This window comes from Vibrio sp. 10N.239.311.G01, assembly GCF_041465805.1.
Lineage (GTDB): Bacteria > Pseudomonadota > Gammaproteobacteria > Enterobacterales > Vibrionaceae > Vibrio > Vibrio crassostreae_C.
The window spans coordinates 153,257-173,219 of record NZ_JBFSRM010000004.1 but is presented as its reverse complement, the minus strand read 5'-3'; the positions used below and the strand labels follow the sequence as shown (position 1 = coordinate 173,219).

Annotated in this window: 20 protein-coding genes; 11 read left to right on the top strand and 9 right to left on the bottom strand. The window is 44.5% G+C overall.

Annotated elements, in window-relative coordinates:
• Positions 1-100 precede the first annotated feature (100 nt).
• Positions 101-1,225 (top strand): M14-type cytosolic carboxypeptidase, encoded by a 1,125-nt coding sequence (locus tag AB6D06_RS04920; protein ID WP_372109979.1) that lies wholly within the window; start codon positions 101-103, stop codon positions 1,223-1,225.
• Positions 1,226-1,368: 143 nt separating this feature from the next.
• Here the strand turns inward: AB6D06_RS04920 and AB6D06_RS04915 are convergent, their stop codons facing one another.
• Together AB6D06_RS04915 and AB6D06_RS04910 are read right to left on the bottom strand one after the other, a co-directional pair.
• Positions 1,369-1,725 (bottom strand): hypothetical protein, encoded by a 357-nt coding sequence (locus AB6D06_RS04915; RefSeq protein WP_017060329.1) that lies wholly within the window; start codon positions 1,723-1,725, stop codon positions 1,369-1,371.
• A gap of 267 nt (positions 1,726-1,992) precedes the next feature.
• The gene (locus tag AB6D06_RS04910; protein WP_372109978.1) at positions 1,993-2,619 is read right to left on the bottom strand and encodes a LysE family translocator; all 627 of its coding nucleotides are present in this window, start codon (positions 2,617-2,619) and stop codon (positions 1,993-1,995) included.
• A gap of 258 nt (positions 2,620-2,877) precedes the next feature.
• Between AB6D06_RS04910 and AB6D06_RS04905 the strand changes: the two genes are divergently transcribed.
• The 3 genes from AB6D06_RS04905 to AB6D06_RS04895 all read left to right on the top strand — a co-directional run bounded on the left by AB6D06_RS04905 (position 2,878) and on the right by AB6D06_RS04895 (position 5,036).
• A complete protein-coding gene (locus AB6D06_RS04905; protein WP_372109977.1) occupies positions 2,878-4,116 on the top strand; it encodes a DEAD/DEAH box helicase in 1,239 nt (412 codons plus the stop codon).
• Between the two features lie 253 nt (positions 4,117-4,369).
• A complete protein-coding gene (locus AB6D06_RS04900) occupies positions 4,370-4,591 on the top strand; it encodes a hypothetical protein (protein ID WP_017065363.1) in 222 nt (73 codons plus the stop codon).
• A 142-nt stretch (positions 4,592-4,733) separates the two neighbouring features.
• Positions 4,734-5,036: a thiamine-binding protein gene (locus tag AB6D06_RS04895; protein ID WP_017065764.1), complete on the top strand. Its 303-nt coding sequence runs from the start codon at positions 4,734-4,736 to the stop codon at positions 5,034-5,036.
• Between the two features lie 57 nt (positions 5,037-5,093).
• Here AB6D06_RS04895 and AB6D06_RS04890 read toward each other — a convergent pair whose 3' ends face one another.
• Together AB6D06_RS04890 and AB6D06_RS04885 are read right to left on the bottom strand one after the other, a co-directional pair.
• On the bottom strand, positions 5,094-5,261 hold the full coding sequence (locus AB6D06_RS04890; RefSeq protein WP_017060325.1) for a hypothetical protein: 168 nt from the start codon (positions 5,259-5,261) through the stop codon (positions 5,094-5,096).
• 109 nt (positions 5,262-5,370) lie between these two features.
• Positions 5,371-5,634 (bottom strand): DUF1289 domain-containing protein, encoded by a 264-nt coding sequence (locus AB6D06_RS04885; RefSeq protein WP_017065362.1) that lies wholly within the window; start codon positions 5,632-5,634, stop codon positions 5,371-5,373.
• 188 nt (positions 5,635-5,822) lie between these two features.
• On the opposite strand from AB6D06_RS04885, the gene AB6D06_RS04880 reads away from it, so the two are divergent.
• The 5 genes from AB6D06_RS04880 to AB6D06_RS04860 all read left to right on the top strand — a co-directional run bounded on the left by AB6D06_RS04880 (position 5,823) and on the right by AB6D06_RS04860 (position 10,793).
• On the top strand, positions 5,823-6,269 hold the full coding sequence (locus AB6D06_RS04880; RefSeq protein ID WP_004734625.1) for an META domain-containing protein: 447 nt from the start codon (positions 5,823-5,825) through the stop codon (positions 6,267-6,269).
• Positions 6,270-6,697: 428 nt separating this feature from the next.
• A complete protein-coding gene (locus tag AB6D06_RS04875; RefSeq protein WP_372109976.1) occupies positions 6,698-7,864 on the top strand; it encodes an ABC transporter substrate-binding protein in 1,167 nt (388 codons plus the stop codon).
• Positions 7,865-7,869: 5 nt separating this feature from the next.
• Entirely contained in the window at positions 7,870-9,570 is a 1,701-nt protein-coding gene (locus tag AB6D06_RS04870; protein ID WP_372109975.1) for an ABC transporter permease, read from the top strand.
• Positions 9,536-10,186 carry an ATP-binding cassette domain-containing protein gene (locus AB6D06_RS04865; RefSeq protein ID WP_372109974.1) on the top strand — a complete coding sequence of 217 codons (651 nt, stop codon included), beginning with the start codon at positions 9,536-9,538 and terminating at the stop codon, positions 10,184-10,186. Before AB6D06_RS04870 ends, AB6D06_RS04865 begins: the two co-directional genes overlap by 35 nt.
• Complete coding sequence (locus AB6D06_RS04860) at positions 10,176-10,793, top strand: CDP-alcohol phosphatidyltransferase family protein (RefSeq protein ID WP_017060320.1); 618 nt, start codon at positions 10,176-10,178, stop codon at positions 10,791-10,793. Before AB6D06_RS04865 ends, AB6D06_RS04860 begins: the two co-directional genes overlap by 11 nt.
• A gap of 93 nt (positions 10,794-10,886) precedes the next feature.
• Here AB6D06_RS04860 and AB6D06_RS04855 read toward each other — a convergent pair whose 3' ends face one another.
• The 4 genes from AB6D06_RS04855 to AB6D06_RS04840 form a co-directional block, all read right to left on the bottom strand.
• Complete coding sequence (locus tag AB6D06_RS04855) at positions 10,887-11,840, bottom strand: class I SAM-dependent methyltransferase (RefSeq protein WP_372099704.1); 954 nt, start codon at positions 11,838-11,840, stop codon at positions 10,887-10,889.
• Positions 11,841-11,848: 8 nt separating this feature from the next.
• Positions 11,849-12,547 (bottom strand): TIGR01621 family pseudouridine synthase, encoded by a 699-nt coding sequence (locus AB6D06_RS04850; RefSeq protein ID WP_017060318.1) that lies wholly within the window; start codon positions 12,545-12,547, stop codon positions 11,849-11,851.
• 177 nt (positions 12,548-12,724) lie between these two features.
• On the bottom strand, positions 12,725-14,341 hold the full coding sequence (locus AB6D06_RS04845; protein ID WP_102333160.1) for a methyl-accepting chemotaxis protein: 1,617 nt from the start codon (positions 14,339-14,341) through the stop codon (positions 12,725-12,727).
• Positions 14,342-14,529: 188 nt separating this feature from the next.
• Positions 14,530-15,963 (bottom strand): sodium-dependent transporter, encoded by a 1,434-nt coding sequence (locus AB6D06_RS04840; RefSeq protein WP_050546918.1) that lies wholly within the window; start codon positions 15,961-15,963, stop codon positions 14,530-14,532.
• A 366-nt stretch (positions 15,964-16,329) separates the two neighbouring features.
• Here AB6D06_RS04840 and cls point away from each other — a divergent pair, with 366 nt between their 5' ends.
• The gene (gene cls / locus AB6D06_RS04835) at positions 16,330-17,784 is read left to right on the top strand and encodes a cardiolipin synthase (protein WP_017065339.1); all 1,455 of its coding nucleotides are present in this window, start codon (positions 16,330-16,332) and stop codon (positions 17,782-17,784) included.
• Between the two features lie 182 nt (positions 17,785-17,966).
• Positions 17,967-19,151, top strand: coding sequence for a cystathionine beta-lyase (locus AB6D06_RS04830; protein WP_017065338.1), 1,185 nt, complete (start codon positions 17,967-17,969; stop codon positions 19,149-19,151).
• A gap of 244 nt (positions 19,152-19,395) precedes the next feature.
• Here AB6D06_RS04830 and AB6D06_RS04825 read toward each other — a convergent pair whose 3' ends face one another.
• On the bottom strand, positions 19,396-19,962 hold the full coding sequence (locus AB6D06_RS04825; protein ID WP_017065337.1) for a DNA-3-methyladenine glycosylase I: 567 nt from the start codon (positions 19,960-19,962) through the stop codon (positions 19,396-19,398).
• Position 19,963: the final 1 nt, after the last annotated feature.

Genomic DNA, 19,963 nt, shown 5'->3' with positions numbered 1-19,963 from the left:
TAGATAGTTGAAATAACATCTCATTACGATTTAGTTAGTGGTTTGCTCGAAAAAAAGTGTGCTAGTCTTACGGCAACTCAACTACGAGATAAAAACTACAATGAAAATTTTCAGCAATTTCGAAAGCGGCAACATTCACGTCGTTTCTGCAGATTCACCACAAAACATTCAACTGACGATCCCAGCAGACTACCAAACTGAAATCTCTCAGTGGTTTCACTTCCGCTTAGAAAGTGAAGCTCAACAATCTCACCACTTTGAAATCGGTCAATTGGCAACATCTGCCTACCCTGAAGGCTGGAAAGATTACGATGTAGTTGCATCGTATGACCGTGAAGAGTGGTTCCGTATCCCATCTCAGTTCGATGGCGATACATTAAGCTTCGATATCATCCCTGAACACGATTCAATGTACTTCGCGTACTTCGCGCCGTACTCATACGATCGTCACCAAGATCTTCTGCACAATGCTCAAACGCACCCTGCTTGTAAGCTTGAAACTCTAGGTCAGACGCTAGACAACAACGACATCACTTTGCTAACCATCGGCGAGCCAAGTGAAGAGAAGAAAAACATCTGGGTTATTGGTCGCCAACACCCTGGCGAGACGATGGCTGAATGGCTGATCGAAGGCCTGCTACAACGCCTACTTGATGAAACAGATACGGTTGGTCGCTCTCTTCTAGACAGCGTTGTGTTCAGAGTTGTACCAAACATGAACCCAGATGGCAGCATCCGCGGTCACCTGCGTACTAACGCGATTGGCGTAAACCTGAACCGCGAATGGCAATCACCTTCTATGGAACGCAGCCCAGAAGTATTCCTTGTTCGCGAGCGTATGCTAGAAACGGGCGTTGACCTGTGCCTAGATATTCATGGCGATGAAGCGATTCCATATAACTTTGTAGCAGGCAGCGAAGGCACGCCTTCATACAACGAGCGCATCGCGAAGCTAGAGAGCCACTTCAAGCAAGCACTGCTCACTATCACGCCAGAGTTCCAAGATGAATTTGGTTACGATAAAGACGAACCAGGCAAAGCAAACATGACAGTTGGCACAAACTGGATTGGTGAGCAATTCAAGTGTTTGGCTTACACCGTCGAGATGCCATTTAAAGATCACATCAGTCACGCTGACGAACTTTACGGCTGGTCTCCAGAACGAAGTGTCGCGTTTGGTCACGATATGCTAGCCGCAGTTTGGACTACAGTAGACGAGCTATAAGGCGAACTAAGCTCATTAGCTTTACCTGTATCGCCTTTGGTTTATAAGAATCTGGGCTATAGATAGAACAAAGCCCAGCACTTGTGAAAGTGCTGGGCTTTTTAATATCGGCTTGGATGAGTGAATCTAACTTTAAAAGCTTTCTATGCCACTCTGAGGCTAGCAAAAAACACTGGGTATCTTTGCCTAATGTGGCGTTGTTCAGACACCATATCTTTGAAGCTCGGACCTTGTGATAACTGAACGATCACTTCGTCACCTTCTTGTCGCAATACAGCACCGCTAATATCGATACTGTTGTTGTCATGCAACCTCAAGGTGCCGGCCATTGAAAAGCCACGATAAACCGGAATGATGTTACGCATCATCAGGCGTACACCCTTTTCAGAAACTTCGCTGACATGAAAAAGCTCATCCTTAATTCGCATCACCGGACGAGCCTTTTGAGGGTACTTTAAGCGGTAATATTTGCGTTTCTGGGTGAATGAATCTTCACGCATTGGTGACTCCCTGTCTCTGTTATTTCGGTCAAGCAATAGGCTGTAGCTTCAATTGGTCTCAAATAAACACATTCACCAAATTGATAGCTAATAATTATATCGACTTCCCGAGCTAATGCTTTAGAGATTTATACAGAGAAACACTGATTGCTTAGCATTCAGTAAAAAATGAGAACTGAATCGGAAATGAAAACTAAGATGGAAACGAGAACTAAGCCGGAAATGAACTGAACCAATAGCTAAAAACCCAATTCTTCGCATCGCACCCTAAAGCTGAAACAATGCCAACTGAATGCTGAAGCCCACGAATAGAATCCCACACACAATGTTCATCATTTGCGAGGTGCGCTTTTGAACTAACAAGCGCTTAAAGGTATCCGCCATTAAGATCACAACTAAGAACCACATCGACACCACTGACGCTTGAATTGCACCAAGTATCAAACTGTCTGTCACAATCGCATCTGTTGAAACAAATTGAGGGAATATAGAAAGATAAAACAGGACAATTTTAGGATTCAGTAGATTAGTGAGAAGCCCTTTGAAAAACTGATGATATAGCTTACTTCCCGATGCGCTCACCACAGCAAGCACGCCCTCTTGAGCTCGCAATGCCGCTCGAAAGTGATTACAACCAAGCCAGATTAAGTACAAGACGCCCAGCCACTTAAGACCTTCAAACGCCATTGGGGTCTGAGATAACAGTAAGCTCATGCCATTCGCAGAAACAAACGCATGAAAAAAGAACCCGCATGACACACCCAACACGTTAATAAACGCAAACAGCTTTCTTTGAGTTAAAGCCGTGCTCAATACCAACAAAGCATTTGGGCCTGGAATAATGGCAATAAAAAACACAATGACAATAAACAGCCAGATACTTTCCCAACTCATTTCGCTCTCATTTCCTTAAAGCTTCCTAATCATACTTGATCGTTTTAGGGCGGGTATTGTACGTCCATTCAATACCATTACAATATGCCCAACGTTTAATTAGCTTGGCTTAGCTCGCTTGCCTTAGTTCAGTTGTATGGATAACGCTTAAATTTAACGTGTATAATTCACCGGTTTATCCTGTAACGCAGCAAAACTCATTCTCTAACATTTATAGCCCTGTTAGACTCCACCTCCATTTTGATACTTGGTTCATTTATGTCATTTGATAACCTCACCCTTAACGCAAAAACCGTCACAGCGATCCCTTCTCAATTCGACAAACCGACTGAGATACAACAAGCGGTAATTCCATCAATTATTGCGGGTAAAGACGTACTTGCGTTGGCTCAAACGGGTAGCGGAAAAACATTGGCGTTCGGCTTGCCCTTGCTGAACAACATCAACCATGATGTGAATGGACTGCAAGCGCTTATCATCGTCCCGACACGTGAACTCGCGTCTCAAGTGACTGAATCTTTAGAACCGATCGCGACAGCGCTCGATATCAAATTCGTAACCTTAACCGGTGGCGTGACTACCGATGATCAGCAGCAACAATTACTAACCCAACCGCAATTAGCAATCGCTACTCCGGGGCGTCTACTTGCTTTAATCAAAAGTAGCGAACTGGATGTAACTCAGTGCGTATCATTGGTTCTTGATGAAGCCGACCGCCTGATCGACATGGGATTTTGGCAAGATATTCAAGCGATTACTGCAGCACTACCAAGTAAACGTCAGTCACTGTTGTTCTCTGCGACACTTCCGCCCGAATTAGTAGGGCAAGCTGAAGAGCTTCTTTTAAATCCAGTTAAAGTCACGACACATCAAGAAAACAGCGTGGTCGCGACTATTGAAGAAACCCTGTATTTAGTGAACAAAGGCAGTAAAGCTCAAGCGCTCATCGCACTACTCAATCAACACACATGGCCGCAAGTATTGGTATTTATTGGCGCAAAAGACAATGCCGATGCATTAACCAAACGATTGAATAAAGCCAAAATCAGTGTGAGTGCGTTACATGGAAATAAGAGCCAAGAAGAACGAGAGCAAGCATTAGAAAGTTTCAAAAATGGCGAGACTCGTGTGCTTATCGCGACTGATGTGATGGCTCGAGGCATCCATATTGATCAACTACCTATTGTGATTAACTTTGAGTTACCACCTCATTCAGCGACTTATGTGCACCGCGTTGGAAGAACGGCGAGAGCAGGAAGTACTGGTTGTGCAATCTCGCTGGTTAGCCACAGTGAAACTGACTACCTGACCGCCATTCGCACTTTAACCAACAAAGCACTGCCACTACAGTCATTGGAAGGCTTCCCAGTCACAGACAAACCTGCATCTGAAGCGACCGCTCGCAAGCGTCCACCTAAAGATAAAATGGCCAATCGAAGAACAGCCCAAAAGAAGAGCATTAAGCAATTTAAAAGCAAACCAAATAGCTCTAAGTAACCAGAAATAGCGCTAAGCAACCAGAAATAAAATAATAAGCTCAGTTTGTACTGGGCCTTTTTATATGCAACAAAATACAAATTCACACCCAAAAACTTCCCTAAAGTTGCCAACTTAAATGACATTTTTGTGAATTATGATGCCAACGTATTGATTCTTGGTTGCTCAAAAAAAATACTCTTAAATCACGTTGACGCCCCTATATCTAGCAACTAGATTTTTCTATTAGTGTCTACAACAGGAGGTCATTGAAATGAAACGTGCTAGCTCTACATATCGATTACAACTGATTAAGGAAGTGGCAACTCGCCGAGATCGTCAACGTTCCAATGACCCGATGGCAAACTACATACAAACCCTAATAGATAATAAAGATGATTGTGATACTTCGGTTGAACGCAACCAGAGGTTCAGTGGCAGTCATTTTGATGAGCACATAGGTGGTTGGGTAAGTGACCACTGGGGTAGCAAGTAGTCCGATATCTCCAGTCACTCGTGTCATAAATAAAGCAGCGTAACCGCTGTAGAATTTATCTCCGCATTAACCTATCATCTACAACAAATCCCTATCATTGAGTAAGCAGAAAGTGTCTGAGTTAAAAAGAGAAAAAGAAGTGATGGTTGCCTTCCAAGTGATCCCTCGCGTTAAAGAAGGCAACAACTTCGAAGTAGTTGATAAAGCCATTGAAGTTGTGAAAGCAGCCGATGTCCCTTTCCAAGTTGGTGCGATGGAAACCACAATGAAAGGTGAACTCAATCAATTACTCGATATCGTTAAAAAAGCAGAACAAGCTTGCTACGATGCAGGGGCGGTAGAAGTGATCACAAACATTAAGATTCACAGTAAAACCACCGAGGCCGATGATACATTTTGCACGTACCATCGTGGTGTAACGAAAGCGAATCACATGTTTGTTTAATCACATTTTTGTTTCTGAAAACTGAGCTTTAAGAAAGGCTCTGAAGAACCAGTGGTGTTATTGGAAAGGCATGTCTGAGAGGTGAGAAAGGATTTCCATTCGTTCTTCTTCTGACATCGAATGCCAATCACGCGGAGTCTCTTCAGGGTCATCTTTTGCCCCGATCGGTTTTCGGTCAAGTGCTTTGACTGGCTCTTTTTTGATTTTTACGTTCTTTTTATTCATACCGACACCACTCCTTCTGGTACAAAGGTACCTACTTTAATATTACACCCCAACCATTATGTAAAGTAATAGTTACTTCGGAGTTAAATAAAATCTAAATACTTCCTCTTTAGCCAAAAAGATCTCTTTGGGGACTGGTATTTCCCTCTTCATCGACCTGCTTACCAATCAAGTATTTTTTATTCATTATTTTTCTTCTATAGCGCTGACGACACAGCTTTATCACGTGCAATTGTTCTGACGGTGTCATCGACATCCAATTAAAGCGCTCTTCTCTCTTGCGCATACAACCGTTGCAATAGCCTTTGTCATCGCTTGAACAAACCCCAACGCAAGGGCTCGGAACTTGGAAAAACTCTAACTGCTCCACCATGCCTCCTTACACATTCAAAATTACGCTTACTCTCTCAAAAATAAGCGATTAATTTGTCGCCTGGCTCATGAAATCCATACTAAACTATGACCTTATACTGACACATATAGTGTTTTGTAAACTATACTTTGAACCCATCAAGTTACACTTATCCGGTAACTTCGTTCTTTCCTTTGGAGCCTTATAATATGAAGTTTAGTTCAAAAAAATTACTAGCAGTAGCCGCTTTACCTATGATGCTAGCAGCATGCACAACAACAGGTGACAACGCGATGCAAGTAACACCAACCGATCTACAGCACCATAATTGGGAACTTGCGCAAATTGATGGCAAGGACATTGTGAAAAGCGAAGACCAAGCAGCTCCTCGTCTAGAGATCGGCGAAAAGATGACTGCAAACGGCATGGCTGGTTGTAACAACTTCTTCGGTCAAGGCGAGCTGAAAGACGGTCAATTCCGTATCAAGCAAATGGGCATGACAATGAAAATGTGTCACGGCTCTGCGATGGAAATCGAACAATCGGTTTCTGCTACTCTAAGCGAGTGGAGCGACGTAACGCTAACAAACGATACGCTAGTACTGAAAAACGATGTACACACGCTAACGTACACAATTCGTGACTGGGTAAACTAATCCGTCATCGAAACCAAATACTGATTAAAGGAGCCTGATGGCTCCTTTTTTATTGTCAGCTTGCCCTCACTACTTCTTCAAAATTGGCACTCATCGCCGACTTTTCGTACCAGCCTCCAATAAACCTCAAAAATCTCTCATTTAGATGCAATAAATTCAACGGTTCAGCGGTCTGTTGCTAGGATGGCAAAAGCCTAGAGTCTGTCGAGTTTTCGAGGTGATTACAGATCGAACAAAACTCAACCGAGAACTCCCTGCTTGTTCTCAAGTAATTGATTGAATTTACTGTTGAATTAGAATTTATTTCAGAAACAGATAGAATAACTATTAGGGCATGTTGATCTTTCGTTAACCACGAAGGGTCAACACGCCCTAGGGAGTTTGAAAATACAATGCTCTTGCCCGTTCACTACCAAATGGAAAAGTTTATGAACAATATAGTAAGTACGTTAGGAATCATGGCAACCGTTGCATACAGCGCAACCATTTATGCTGATGAAGCAACATCCATCGACAGCTGGAACCAAATAGAACAGCAGGCAGAGGGAGAAACTGTCTACTTTCACGCTTGGGGCGGAAGCCAAGAGATCAATCGTTACCTACAGTGGGCAGGCAAGAAATTACAAAGTGACTACGGTGTCACGTTAAAGCATGTGAAAGTGACCGATATTGCGGAAACCACCACTCGACTGCTTGCTGAAAAAGCGGCAGGAAAGAACAGTGAAGGCAGCGTCGATATCGTCTGGATTAATGGCGAGAACTTCCGTTCGATGAAAGACAACGCGCTATTGTTTGGGCCATTTACGGAATCACTTCCAAATTGGCAGTATGTCGATAAGTCTCTGCCAATTGATGTCGATTTCTCAGAGCCGACAGAAGGCTTAGAAGCACCGTGGGGCGTGGGACAACTGGTGTTCATTCATAACCAAGAAACACTTCACAACCCGCCACAATCATTCTCTGAGATGTTAAGCTACGCTCAGGCTTTCCCGAACCGCTTAAGCTACCCTCGCCCACCAGAGTTTCATGGCACGAGCTTCATTAAGTCACTACTGATTGAACTAACAAACAATAACCCTGCGCTGGCTCAGCCGGTTTCAGAAGACAACTTCCAAGAAGTAACGGCACCACTGTGGGCTTACTTAGATAAATTCCATAAAGTGGCGTGGCGCGGTGGAAAGCAGTTCCCAGCAGGCACATCGGAAAGCATCCAACTTCTGGATGACGGACAGATCGATCTCGCGATTACGTTTAATCCAAACTCTGTTTATTCAGCACAAGCCAGTGGTCGCTTAGCCGAAACCACTAAGGCTTATGCTCTAGAAAGCGGCGCTCTATCTAACATTCACTTCCTTGCGATTCCTTGGAACGCCAATGCAACCGCGGGTGCTCAAGTGACCATTAACTTCTTACTGAGCCCGGAAGCACAGTCTCGCAAGGGTGACCTCAATGTTTGGGGCGATCCTTCGGTTCTGAGCAGCAAATACCTGACTGGCAGCGCTAAAAACACCCAGCAATTTAAATCGGTTGATGAACCACACCCTAGCTGGCAAAACGCGCTCGAGAAAGAGTGGCTTAAGCGATACGGTAACTAGTCTTCATGCTACGCGCTCTATATTTTGTTGTTATAGCTGTATGCATTATCCCGACCATTCCTGGGGTAGCGGGAGTCGTGGCTTCGTCACTGAGTTTCATCCCGCCCCTTGGTTTAGATGAGCCGACACTCAACGGTTTTAGCCAAGTCTTTCAATGGGAAGGGGCTTGGCACTCTATTGGCTTAAGCCTAGGTTCAGCAATTGCAAGCAGCTATATAGCCTGCTTCCTGACCTTTTGTATTCTTCAAGCCTCTTGGGGAAACAAGTTTTGGAGAAAGATTGAGTTTACGCTATCGCCAATGCTTGCCATTCCACATGTAGCTTTCGCTATCGGCTTTGCTTTTCTGTTTAGTCCAACGGGGCTTGGCGCAAGAGCGGTACATCACTTGCTCGGCGAATCGGCTACCAGCTCTGAATTGGCGTTATTGGTGAAAGACCCATACGCGTTCGGCTTAATTATTATGCTCGCACTCAAAGAAGTCCCCTTCTTATTGCTGATGAGCATTTCGATACTTCAGCAAATTGATGTAGAGCGTATCACCAAGGTCAGTGCATCGCTCGGTTACAGCCGCGCTCAGATCTGGTGGAAATGTATTTTCCCACAATGGTTTACCAAGCTTCGTTTCCCAATGCTGGCGGTACTCGCTTACAGTGTCTCGGTTGTCGATATTGCTTTGATCATAGGCCCAACCAACCCGCCGACCTTTGCCGTTTTGGTATGGCAATGGTTCAACGATCCGGATCTTAACCTACTTCCGCGAGCTGCTGCTGGTGCCATCGTTTTGTTTGGTTTAGCTTCGTTGATCATCGCCTTGGCGCGTTTAGTTGAATGGGCGGTTCTTAAGTACTTTCGAACTTGGCAGTATTCCGGAAGAACAGGGGCAAACCTTCCGGGGAAAACGGTATTCACTGTCCTTGCTAGCCTTTCACTGCTGATCATTCCTTTAATGGTAATTTGGAGCGTTGCTCAGCGTTGGCGCTTCCCTGATTTACTGCCGAGCCGCTACAGCACGCGCTTCTGGGAGTTCGAGTGGGAAGGCATCATGAGCACCGTTGGTCAAAGCTTATGGATTGGTCTGATTGCCGCTTCAGTCGCTTTGTTGCTTGCGCTGGTGGCTCACGAATACAGAATCAAATACAAGTGGCAAGTTCCGGGCTTCATTATCGCTATTCCAATGCTAATACCACAGCTTTCAGTGTTGTTTGGTATGCAAGTCACGACCCTCTACATCGGCAGTAGTGCCTATGAGTTCTGGGTGATTTGGGCGCATGTTTTCTTTGCTTTCCCGTTCGTGTATCTGTCTTTGGATGGCCCGTGGAAAAGCTTCAATGATGGGTTGATTAAAGCCTCGCTGAACCTAGGTAAATCGCCATTTCAGAGTTGGTATTCGATCAAACTACCAATCTTGCTTCCTGCGATTGCCTTTGCTTGGGCGGTCGGGATCAGCGTGAGTTTGGCCCAATACCTTCCAACATTAATGCTCGGCGCGGGCCGTATTAGCACGATCACCACAGAAGCCGTTGCACTTACCAGTGGTTTCGACCGCAGGGTGACAGCAATCTATGCCATTTGGCAGGCCCTATTGCCTCTGTTCTTTTTCTCTTTAGCGATATTAGTCAGCCGACTTCAACTCAGATATCGCCGTCTTACTTTTAAAGGTTTCCTAAGTAATGAGTCTGTACCTCAACGACCTCGCCATCCGTAAAACCGATGGAGATTCGCTGTTCTCAGCGCTAAACGTCACATTAGAATCTGGCCAAATACTGGCTTTGATGGGGCCGAGTGGCTGCGGAAAGTCGACCTTACTGGATGCGATTGCTGGTCACTTAAGTGAAGAGTTTTCGTACTCTGGCACCGTTGTGTTGAACAATATTCAGCTCGACGAGCTTCCATCACATCAGCGTGAAGTCGGTATTTTGTTTCAAGATGACTTGTTGTTTCCGCACCTCAAAGTATGGGAAAACTTGGCCTTTTCGTTACCGAACTCTGTTAAAGGTTCCGCTCGCCAAAAACAAGCAATGGCTGCACTAAAAGACATAGAGCTAACTCACTTAGCTGAATCTTTCCCGGATCAAATATCCGGCGGTCAAAGCGCAAGAATAAGCTTGACTCGTATGTTGTTAGCCAAGCCTAAACTCGCCCTGCTTGACGAACCGTTCAGTAAGTTAGACCAAGAGCTCAGAGCACAATTTCGCGATTGGGTCTTCGAACAGCTGACCAAAGCGAATATCCCTACATTAATGGTCACGCACGACGAAGCCGATGTACCTCAAGGGGCAGAAGTACTGTCTTGGCCATGGAGAAGTAACCATGCTGGATAAGTACTCCATTAAGGTCATTAAGTGGCCATTAAATCAGTCTGCTAAGTTACTAAACCAATTGGGTATCACGGCCAATCAAACCACGTTATTCGGATTTCTGATTGGGTGTTTAGCGTTTCCAGCGTTGGCATTTCAACAATATGAGTGGGCGTTAGGCTTCATTGTGTTTAATAGAGTATGTGATGGGCTTGATGGAGCCTTGGCTCGAATCCAAGGCATTAGTGATGCGGGCGGTTTCCTCGATATCAGCCTAGATTTCCTATTCTACTCGCTGATCCCTTTTGGATTTGTCATTGCCAACCCAGAACACAACGCCATTGCCGGTGCATTTTTGATCTTCTCTTTTATCGGCACAGGCAGCAGCTTTTTAGCGTTTGCGGTTATGGCAGGCAAGCGAGGCATTGAAAACCCAGTCTATAAGCATAAGTCTCTGTACTACATGTCAGGGCTAACCGAAGGCACTGAAACCATCGCTTGTTTCATCGCGTTTTGTATTTGGCCTCAACACTTTGCAGTTATCGCTTACACCTTTGGTGCAGCTTGTTGGCTAACCACGTTCATGCGTATTTATTTTGGTTTTCAGACACTAAAAAACCAAGCTAGTTAATAAATGAGTTAGTTTCTTGCACCTATAAAAACGCCGCTCATTGTGAGCGGCGTTTTCTATATTAGTATGGATAATGCCCGCTAAATCATGACATCAAGCTTCAGCTGAAGCCGTGATTTTAAACCTCAATACCTTTAGGCTTGAATCAAGGTCGACATCGACAAACTCAGGCGGGTTGTCCAGACGCTCAATGAACTCAACGCTTGGTGCTTCTTCTGCCATCGTCTCAATCAGGAAGTTTGGTGATACTGCTGGTGAGTTCACACACGCAATCACTTCACCGCCTTCAGTTAGAAGTTCAGGCAAACGACGTAAGATTTTTTTGTAATCTTTGGTTAGAGCAAAGCTGCCTTTTTGGAACGAAGGTGGATCGATGATAACGAGCTCGTAAGGACCGCCCTTCTTGATTTTCCCCCACGACTTAAAGATATCGTAGCCAAGGAAGTTAACCGAGCGCATATCGTGTTCATTCAGACGGTGGTTATCGCGACCTTTGTTTAGCGAGCCACGTGACATGTCCACGTTCATGCATTGACGAGCGCCACCAGCGATAGCCGCGACAGAGAAACCACAAGTGTATGCAAACAGGTTAAGAACGTTCTTATCCTTGGCATTATCTTGTACCCACTGACGACCATTACGCATGTCTAGGAACAAACCGAAGTTCTGATTACGGCCAATGTCTAATTGGTACTTAAGGCCATGCTCAACCACAACCGGAGAGTCATTCAACTCACCCCATAGAACCTCTGAAGGCGCACCATCGGCATAACGGTGTTGCAGAACAATGCTTGTGACCTGCTTTGATTGCCAGATATCTTTGTTGGTGAGTTCAACCAATCCAGCTTTAAGAGATAACAAGAATTCATCGTCGACTTCTTTAAACACGTTAACCAGTAGCTGTCCATCAACCCAGTCACATGTCAGTTGCTCTAGACCAGGCCAAAACTTACCGCGCCCGTGGAAAATACGGCGTAGTTCGTTTGGTACTTCATTAAGTTGCTGTTCAATATGACTAAAAAACAGAGGTAAAGCTGATGCTTCCATTATTTCACTCACTTAGTGTTTAGCTTTGGCCAAGTTAATGACCAAGGTTCAAGCCAACTGTCCAAACCGTTCGACACGGTTTCTTGATGCCACTTCTCACCCAAGGAGTTTAGGCTTCTTGGATCGCAGACATATTCGTAGGCTTGTGATTGATAGGCAAATCGAATCGCGAAGGCATGCAGATAACCTCTGTCAGCCTCACTCGATGGATTATAAATAGGGTCACCAACAATGGCTGAGCCGATCGACTTCATCGCGACACGGATCTGGTGAGTTCGCCCCGTATAGGGTTTGCATAACAGCAGACGCTCACCGGGTTCAGCCGTTGCTGATAAAAACTGAGTAATCGCAGGGTTCTCTTTGGATGTCAGAAGTTTCCAACTTGAGCGTCGTGAGCGCTCCATGTCTCCTGAGATCAAACCTTGCTTTTTCTTTGGCTTCTTAGAACCGATCGCAAGGTAGTATTTCTCTACTTCACGCTTTGCAAATAGCTGTGAAAGCTCGCTCGCCGCCGACGCATTTTTTGCCAGCAGCAGAATGCCCGAAGTCATTTTATCTAGTCGATGAACGAGATACAGCTTAGGCTCATTAATTGCCTTAGCAACTTCTTGAAGCAACATGGTATCGCCATCGTCTTTGTGGACGCTGACTCCAGGGTGCTTATTGATAAGTAAAAAATCAGAGTGGTTCAGAAGAATATCGAACATTAAAGGCTAGCTCCATTGTAGAACGTGGAGTATACCTCGTCTGAACCCAGATTCCAGCTACGAAAAAGCCCAACTCACTCAATAAACATTGAATCGTTGGGCTTCTTTTCAACAAGTAGCGACCAGTGCTTGGTCTTTACTCGATTACCAATAGGTAAATAGAACCAAGCTACCGCTTTACGCCAGTTTAAACTTACCAACTAATGCTTCTAGCTCAGCAACCTTAGCGTTCAAGCCTGATGTATTTTCGGAGCTACGAGTTGCTAGCTGCAGAGATTGCTCAGAGATATCGCTAATCGCGGTAATGTCCGCTGCAATTTCTTTGGTCACAGCCGTCTGTTCTTCTGCCGCAGTCGCAATAGAGTTAACCATGCTTTGTACATTGCCCGCACCGCTCACAATCGCTTCTAGAGCCGAAACAGCACCTGAGCTTTGCTCAACACCAATCTCAACTAAACGACAGTTATCTTGAGTGTAAGTCACCGCTTCTTGAGTGCCCGATTGAATCGATTGAATGATGCCCGAGACTTCTCGTGTCGCTTTGGTTGTTCTTTCTGCTAGCGCTCGCACTTCATCGGCTACCACAGCAAAACCACGACCAAACTCGCCTGCACGTGCCGCTTCAATTGCAGCGTTAAGAGCTAACAGGTTAGTTTGCTCAGCAATGTCTTCGATTACCTTGATAACGCTACCAATCTGCTCACCGTGAGAACCTAGAGTATTCATTTGCAACGACATATCGCTCATTTGAGTCGACACTTGTTGAATACTCGCCACCATCTCAACAATCACGTTGCGGCCATCTTCTGCAGAGGTTTCTGAGCGACGTGCTTCTTCATAAGTTGAAGTACCTTGCTGCGCCACTTCAGAAATGGTCAAGCTTAGCTCTTCAGCAGCCGTTGCAATCAAGTTAGCTTTGTCTGCTTGAGCTGATGCACCAGTAACGATGTCTTGGCTAATAGAAGAGAGCTCCCCTGTCACCGATTGGACTTGGTGAGTCACAGACGAGATTGAACCTAATAGGTCTACTAGTGATTTCTGCATCTGGTTAATCGACTTAGCCAGTTCAGCCAATTCATCACCAGAATCATCAATAATGTCGCCTGCCGTTAGGTCACCATTTGCTACACGTCGTGCTACTTGTTCTACACGAGTAAGACGATTGGTAATAGAGCTAGACAATAGATACGCAATCACACAACCAAAGACAATCGCAATAGCAGACAACACCATGATAGTGCGCTCGATGGTAGTAAACGTGTCGGTTAGTGTCAGTAGTGACTGTTCTGTATCTGCGCGCTCACTTGCTGACGCTTGATCCAGTAAGTTCTCAATAGGGATAAGATTGCTCTCATACAAAGATCGTAGCTGTTGAATATTGGCTAGTAGCGCAGCTTCATCATTGATCTTCGGCACAAGCTTTGATTCAAACTCTTGAGTGAAACGCCCCATCAGGTCTTCAATTCGCTGAATACGGCGGTGGTCTTCCGAACCTCTACTCTCCAAACGCTTAGCCTGCTCGATAGCTTGAGCAAATTCGTTCTTGCTGGTTCGATAATCATTGAGTGCGTTATCAACCAGTGTAATTGCACCAAGCGCATCTCGGTATACATCACCCGCTTCATCAATCAGTACCAGGTAGGTAACAGTACCCGGAACATCGTCCATTCTAATTTCATCTGCGCTCTGGTGCGCGCCGATAACTTCTATCCATACAATACTGACTAACGTAACAAGCACCGCCAATATAGAGCCAAAACCGGCATACAGTTTCTTTCTCACTGACAATTTCACACAACACCTACCTAAATTAAATACCGATCAAAAATTCTTGATATTCAATATATCGGCTAGGTGACGGATAACTTTAGTGAATGTAATGTTTTATTTTTTGATAAGAATTAAGTATTTGAATAAAAAAATGGGAGCCATTGGCTCCCGTTTCTTAACTTACTTTAGCTCGCGATTGTAGCTTCTTAAAACTATAGCTTCTTAGAGATAAGCGCAGAGCCAGCAATAATACCAATACCTAGTAGCATGATTGCACCTTTACCGCTGTCGAAGCCAGAAGAGATACCCATGAATGCAACGATTGCGATAGCTACTGGGATGATGTACTTAACTAGCGTGTACCATAGACCGAATAGTGGGAAAGATACTTCACCATCGTTAGTGATTTCTTTCTCTAGGTCAGCACGGTTTAGTCTCCAACCAGCGAAGATACATACCAACATACCGCCAACCGCTAGGAAAATCTTATCCGTTAGTAGGTCGAAAATGTCGAACGCGCCAGTATCAAACAGTGTTGGACCGAAGCCGCCAAGTGATAGAGAAGCGAAGATACATAGAATCGCCATTACAACACTTGCAGACAGTACCGCTGTTACACGCTTCATGCCTTTCTCATCGATTAGGTAAGAAACCACAACTTCAAGTAGAGATACTGAAGATGTTAGTGCCGCAACACTCAAACCAACGAAGAACATAAGAGCAAATAGAAGACCAACTACGCCGCCCATTTCAGCGAATAGCTGAGGAACAACAACGAATACTAAACCAGGGCCCGCTGCAGGTTCCATACCGAACGCGAACATTGCAGGGAACATTGCAACACCAGCTAGAATAGCAACACCAGTATCCATTGCGGTTACCATTGCTGTTGTCTGAACTAGGTTCTCTTTCTTCTTAAGGTAAGAACCGTATGTCATCATACAACCCATACCAAGACTTAGAGAGAAGAATGCTTGACCTAGAGCGGCTAGGATTACATTGCTGTCTACTTTAGAGAAGTCAGGACTGAATAGGAACTCAAGACCAGCCATCGCGCCCGGAAGCATAATGCCTTTGATTGATACTACAATAAGGATAATGAAAAGAAGCGGCATCAGGATCTTACCTGCTTTCTCAATACCACCAGAGATACCTTTCATAACGATAACAACGTTAAGTAGTAGGTATAAGCCCATCCACATTAGTGGTTGAACTGGGTTTGAGATAAAGCCACCAAAGCTATCACCAATTGCTTCTGGTGCGTCTAGAAGACCACCTGCAATTTTACCGATGTATGCGATTGACCAACCGCCTACTACTGGGTAGAAACCCATGATAAGTAGACCACTGAATACGCCGATAACGCCAGCGAACGTCCAACGACGGTCAGTTGTTTTAAATGCACCTACTGCTGATTTTTGCGTATGACGGCCAATCGCAAATTCAGTCAGCATGACACTGAAACCAATAAAAATTACAAAAAACAGGTAAATGGCAACGAATGCACCACCGCCACTTTCGCCTGCTGTGTATGGGAATTTCCAAATGTTACCTAAGCCAACAGCAGAACCTGCTGCAGCCATTACGAATCCTAACTTCGAACCCCAGGTATCGCGGGGTGTTGTGGTTGTATTACTAGTAGCCACGTGTACTCCAAACTTTTGTGTTATGTGATGTTGTGTTTTGCTTTGGGTGGCGTCTTTAAAAGGAAGGTGTATAAATAAATTTACACACCTAAAAGATTTGATTGACGCTCGTTGTCTAGCAAGTAAACCAGTTTAAGAATAAAATTGGAAGAGCATACCGTACAAATTTCGTTAAAGATGTAAATTTTTATGGTTAAATGCCGACTTTTCATACAAAACAATCGTTTTCTTCTTAAGTTGACCAAAACTTAACAACTTTAACCTATTTACATCTTTTGCTCTATTTTGTAAATAGTTGAATCCTTAAATTCCCATATCCGTTAAATAGCATTACTATCTAAGTGTCTCTTTTTTCGAGTATTCAATGTGGATAAGCTTTATCATTTTTTAACTTTGGCCTCTGTTGTTTTGTACTGGGTTCTCGTAGCCGGTGTGACGTTTCGTGTTGTACTAAAACGACGCTCTGTCAGCGTTTCTCTTGCTTGGCTAATGGTTATCTACATTATCCCGATTGTTGGTGTAGCTTGTTACTTCCTTTTTGGTGAGCTAAACCTAGGCAGAAAAAGGGCTGAACGCGCTCATCGTATGTTTACCCCTTTCGGCGACTGGTTCCGTCAATTGAATGATTGCCAACTTCACCAACCAGGGAAAGTCGGCTCCCCTATCCATAAGATTGACGAGCTTTGTAACAATCGAATGGGCATCCCTGCACTCAGTGGAAACACTCTATCGCTGCAATCTTCACCAAACGAGATCCTACACGCAATTATCGAAGATATAGAAAATGCACAAACCAGTATCAAGATGGTTTTCTATATTTGGCATCCAGGTGGCCTGACCGATTCGGTTGCCTCTGCGCTGATTCGCGCTGCAAAACGTGGCGTAGATGTTAAAGTTTTGCTCGATTCAGCCGGTAGCCCTCGCTTTTTCAAAAGCCACTGGCAGTCAATGATGAAGGACGCAGGCGTTCAAGTCGTACAAGCACTAGAAGTGAGCCCATGGCGTATTTTCTTACGTCGCCTAGATTTAAGACAACACCGCAAAATCATTGTGATTGACGAGACTATCGCCTATACGGGTTCAATGAACATGGTCGATCCTGCTCACTTCAAACAAAGTTCCGGCGTTGGTCAGTGGATTGATGTAATGGTCAGAGTGACTGGGCCAACCGTTAATGTGTTATCCGCTATTCATGGCTGGGATTGGGAAGTTGAGACTGGTGAACGCATTCTCCCTGATATACCTGAATGCCCAGTTGAAGAAATCATGACACATCATCCGGTTCAAGTAGTGCCGTCTGGCCCTGGCATGCCGGAATATTTGATCTTACAAGTACTGACCATCGCCATCAATCAAGCGAATCATTCTGTACGTATTACTACACCTTATTTTGTGCCAAGTGCTGACTTACTCGAAACACTTAAGATGACAGCTCAACGCGGCGTAACTGTAGAACTGATCATTCCACACAATAACGATTCACTAATGGTTAAATGGGCTTCTCGTGCGTTTTATACCGAGTTGCTTGAAGCTGGCGTGAAGATCTATGAATTTTACGGTGGCCTTCTTCATACCAAATCGGTAGTGATCGATGAAGAGTTTTGCTTGATCGGAACCGTCAATATCGACATGCGCAGTTTGTGGCTCAACTTTGAAGTGACTCTGGCTGTGGATGATGTGCATTTCACGCAAAAACTGTCTGAGCTGCAGAAATCTTATATCGCTTCATCCCACTCTGTAGAGTTAGAACAGTGGGAGCAAAGAAACCTTAGTAATCGCTTCTTTGAGAGGCTGTTCTACTTGTTCAACCCACTCCTATAATTCCAGCAATGAGTCGATTATGGCTCGTTGTTTCCCCATCGATCATTTTTAACCTTTCACTGTTAACTGAGTGAAAGGTCAAAAATCGTAAGAAAAGCGTAAAAATCCCCGCTCCGCTCTTGCTTTGAACACTCTTGGCATGTTTTAAATAGGACATAACCGATTGATAAGGAATTCACAGCATGTCCGAGAACAAAACCACTAAACTTATCACTGCCGGTCGTGATAAGAAGTGGACCAATGGTGTTGTTAACCCACCAGTACAACGCGCTTCAACTGTCGTATTTAACTCAGTAGAAGAGAAGCGTAAAGCTACGATTAACCGCGCTAACAAGACCCTTTTTTACGGACGTCGTGGAACCAACACTCATTTTGCCTTCCAAGATGCGATGGTTGAAGTAGAAGGCGGCGCGGGTTGTGCACTGTACCCGTGTGGTACAGCAGCAATTTCGAATGCCATTCTCTCTTTTGTAGAAACAGGTGATCATATTTTAATGGTTGACACCTGCTACGAACCTACTCGTGATTTCTGTGACACCATCATGAAAAAGATGGGGGTAGAGACAACTTACTACGAGCCAACGATTGGTGAAGGTATCCAAGACCTTATCAAGCCAAACACTAAGGTGCTGTTTACTGAGTCTCCAGGCTCTGTCACCATGGAAGTGCAGGATATTCCAACACTAGCGCGTATCGCTCATGAACATGACATCATCGTTATGCTAGACAATACTTGGGCGGCTGGCGTGAACTTCTCACCGTTTGATTTTGGTGTTGATATCTCGATTCAAGCAGCGACCAAATACATCGTGGGTCACTCTGATGTGATGCTAGGTACGGCAGTCGCCAATGAGAAATGCTGGGATCAACTAAGAGAGCAAAGTTACTTGATGGGGCAATGTGTCTCACCTGATGATGCTTATTTAGGGCTTCGCGGCATTCGTACTCTTGATGTGCGTCTACGCCAACACGCAGAAAGCAGCTTGAAGGTCGCAAAATGGTTAGAGACTCGTCCTGAAGTTAACCACGTTCGTCACCCTGCTCTTGAGTCTTGCCCAGGCCATGAATTCTTCAAACGAGATTTTACTGGCGGTAATGGCTTGTTCTCTTTTGTACTAAACAACTCTAATATCAAAGCGACGACAGCGTTACTTGATGGAATGACACATTTTAGTATGGGTTACTCTTGGGGTGGATTTGAAAGTTTGATTCTAGCTAACGAACCAAGCAGTTTTGACAGCTTGAGAACTGTTGCCAATCCTAATTTCGAAGGTACCTTGATACGTGTTCATATTGGGTTAGAAGATGTTGATGACCTGATTGCTGATCTAGAGGCGGGATTAGAACGTTATAGCGCTCTGATTTAATCTGAGACGATAGGTCTAATATGCAAAAAAGGCAGGATATTCCTGCCTTTTTCTGTTTAAAGCATAACTCAAAATACTCATATTCAGATACTTCAGCTCATAATACAAACCGCTCATAGTCCAGAAGCTTTCAAAGCCAATATTGAACCTTAAAGCACATCCACTTAAAGATCTCAGAGCGATGAAAAAATGGCTATGAATTTTTCAATTTCTAAGTGATTGTTCCGCTGAAATAAATAACACTTTATTTGTGTGGGCAACCGACTAAATGATCATTGACCATACCTGTTGCTTGCATAAATGCGTAACAGATTGTTTCTCCTACAAACTTAAAGCCTCTCTTCTTCAAAAACTTACTCATCGCTTTAGATTGCTCGGTAGAAGCGGGAACTTGAGACATCTCAGTCCATTGATTCACGATCACTTCATTATCAACAAATTGCCATAAGGCATTAGAAAGAGAGCCGAACTCTTTCTGTAATTCAAGCGTTGCTCGTGCATTGTTGTATACCGAAGCAATCTTACCCCTGTGTTTAACCACATCGAAGTTTTCAATGATGTGCGGCACGTTGTCTTCATTCAGCTCAGCTAGCTTGTTTAGATCGTAATTATCGAACGCGGCACGATAGCCTTCACGCTTTTTAAGGATCGTAATCCAACTCAGACCTGCTTGAGCGCCTTCTAAAGTAATGAACTCAAACAGAACTTGGTCATCATAAACAGGCACGCCCCACTCTGCATCGTGGTACTCCCTTTCAAGCTCATGTTTAAGCGCCCATGCACACGTTCTATCCACTGTATTCGCTTCCATT

Bases quoted from the DNA above. Each gene is read 5' to 3' on its own strand.
- AB6D06_RS04920 (WP_372109979.1), top strand. From the start codon at position 101: ATGAAAATTTTCAGCAATTTCGAAAGCGGCAACATTCACGTCGTTTCT.
- AB6D06_RS04870 (WP_372109975.1), top strand. From the start codon at position 7,870: ATGCTACGCGCTCTATATTTTGTTGTTATAGCTGTATGCATTATCCCG.
- AB6D06_RS04915 (WP_017060329.1), bottom strand. From the start codon at position 1,725: ATGCGTGAAGATTCATTCACCCAGAAACGCAAATATTACCGCTTAAAG.
- AB6D06_RS04865 (WP_372109974.1), top strand. From the start codon at position 9,536: ATGAGTCTGTACCTCAACGACCTCGCCATCCGTAAAACCGATGGAGAT.
- AB6D06_RS04875 (WP_372109976.1), top strand. From the start codon at position 6,698: ATGAACAATATAGTAAGTACGTTAGGAATCATGGCAACCGTTGCATAC.
- AB6D06_RS04905 (WP_372109977.1), top strand. From the start codon at position 2,878: ATGTCATTTGATAACCTCACCCTTAACGCAAAAACCGTCACAGCGATC.
- AB6D06_RS04900 (WP_017065363.1), top strand. From the start codon at position 4,370: ATGAAACGTGCTAGCTCTACATATCGATTACAACTGATTAAGGAAGTG.
- AB6D06_RS04910 (WP_372109978.1), bottom strand. From the start codon at position 2,619: ATGAGTTGGGAAAGTATCTGGCTGTTTATTGTCATTGTGTTTTTTATT.
- AB6D06_RS04855 (WP_372099704.1), bottom strand. From the start codon at position 11,840: ATGGAAGCATCAGCTTTACCTCTGTTTTTTAGTCATATTGAACAGCAA.
- AB6D06_RS04830 (WP_017065338.1), top strand. From the start codon at position 17,967: ATGTCCGAGAACAAAACCACTAAACTTATCACTGCCGGTCGTGATAAG.
- AB6D06_RS04885 (WP_017065362.1), bottom strand. From the start codon at position 5,634: ATGGTGGAGCAGTTAGAGTTTTTCCAAGTTCCGAGCCCTTGCGTTGGG.
- AB6D06_RS04895 (WP_017065764.1), top strand. From the start codon at position 4,734: ATGGTTGCCTTCCAAGTGATCCCTCGCGTTAAAGAAGGCAACAACTTC.
- AB6D06_RS04860 (WP_017060320.1), top strand. From the start codon at position 10,176: ATGCTGGATAAGTACTCCATTAAGGTCATTAAGTGGCCATTAAATCAG.
- AB6D06_RS04880 (WP_004734625.1), top strand. From the start codon at position 5,823: ATGAAGTTTAGTTCAAAAAAATTACTAGCAGTAGCCGCTTTACCTATG.
- AB6D06_RS04890 (WP_017060325.1), bottom strand. From the start codon at position 5,261: ATGAATAAAAAGAACGTAAAAATCAAAAAAGAGCCAGTCAAAGCACTT.
- AB6D06_RS04825 (WP_017065337.1), bottom strand. From the start codon at position 19,962: ATGGAAGCGAATACAGTGGATAGAACGTGTGCATGGGCGCTTAAACAT.
- AB6D06_RS04850 (WP_017060318.1), bottom strand. From the start codon at position 12,547: ATGTTCGATATTCTTCTGAACCACTCTGATTTTTTACTTATCAATAAG.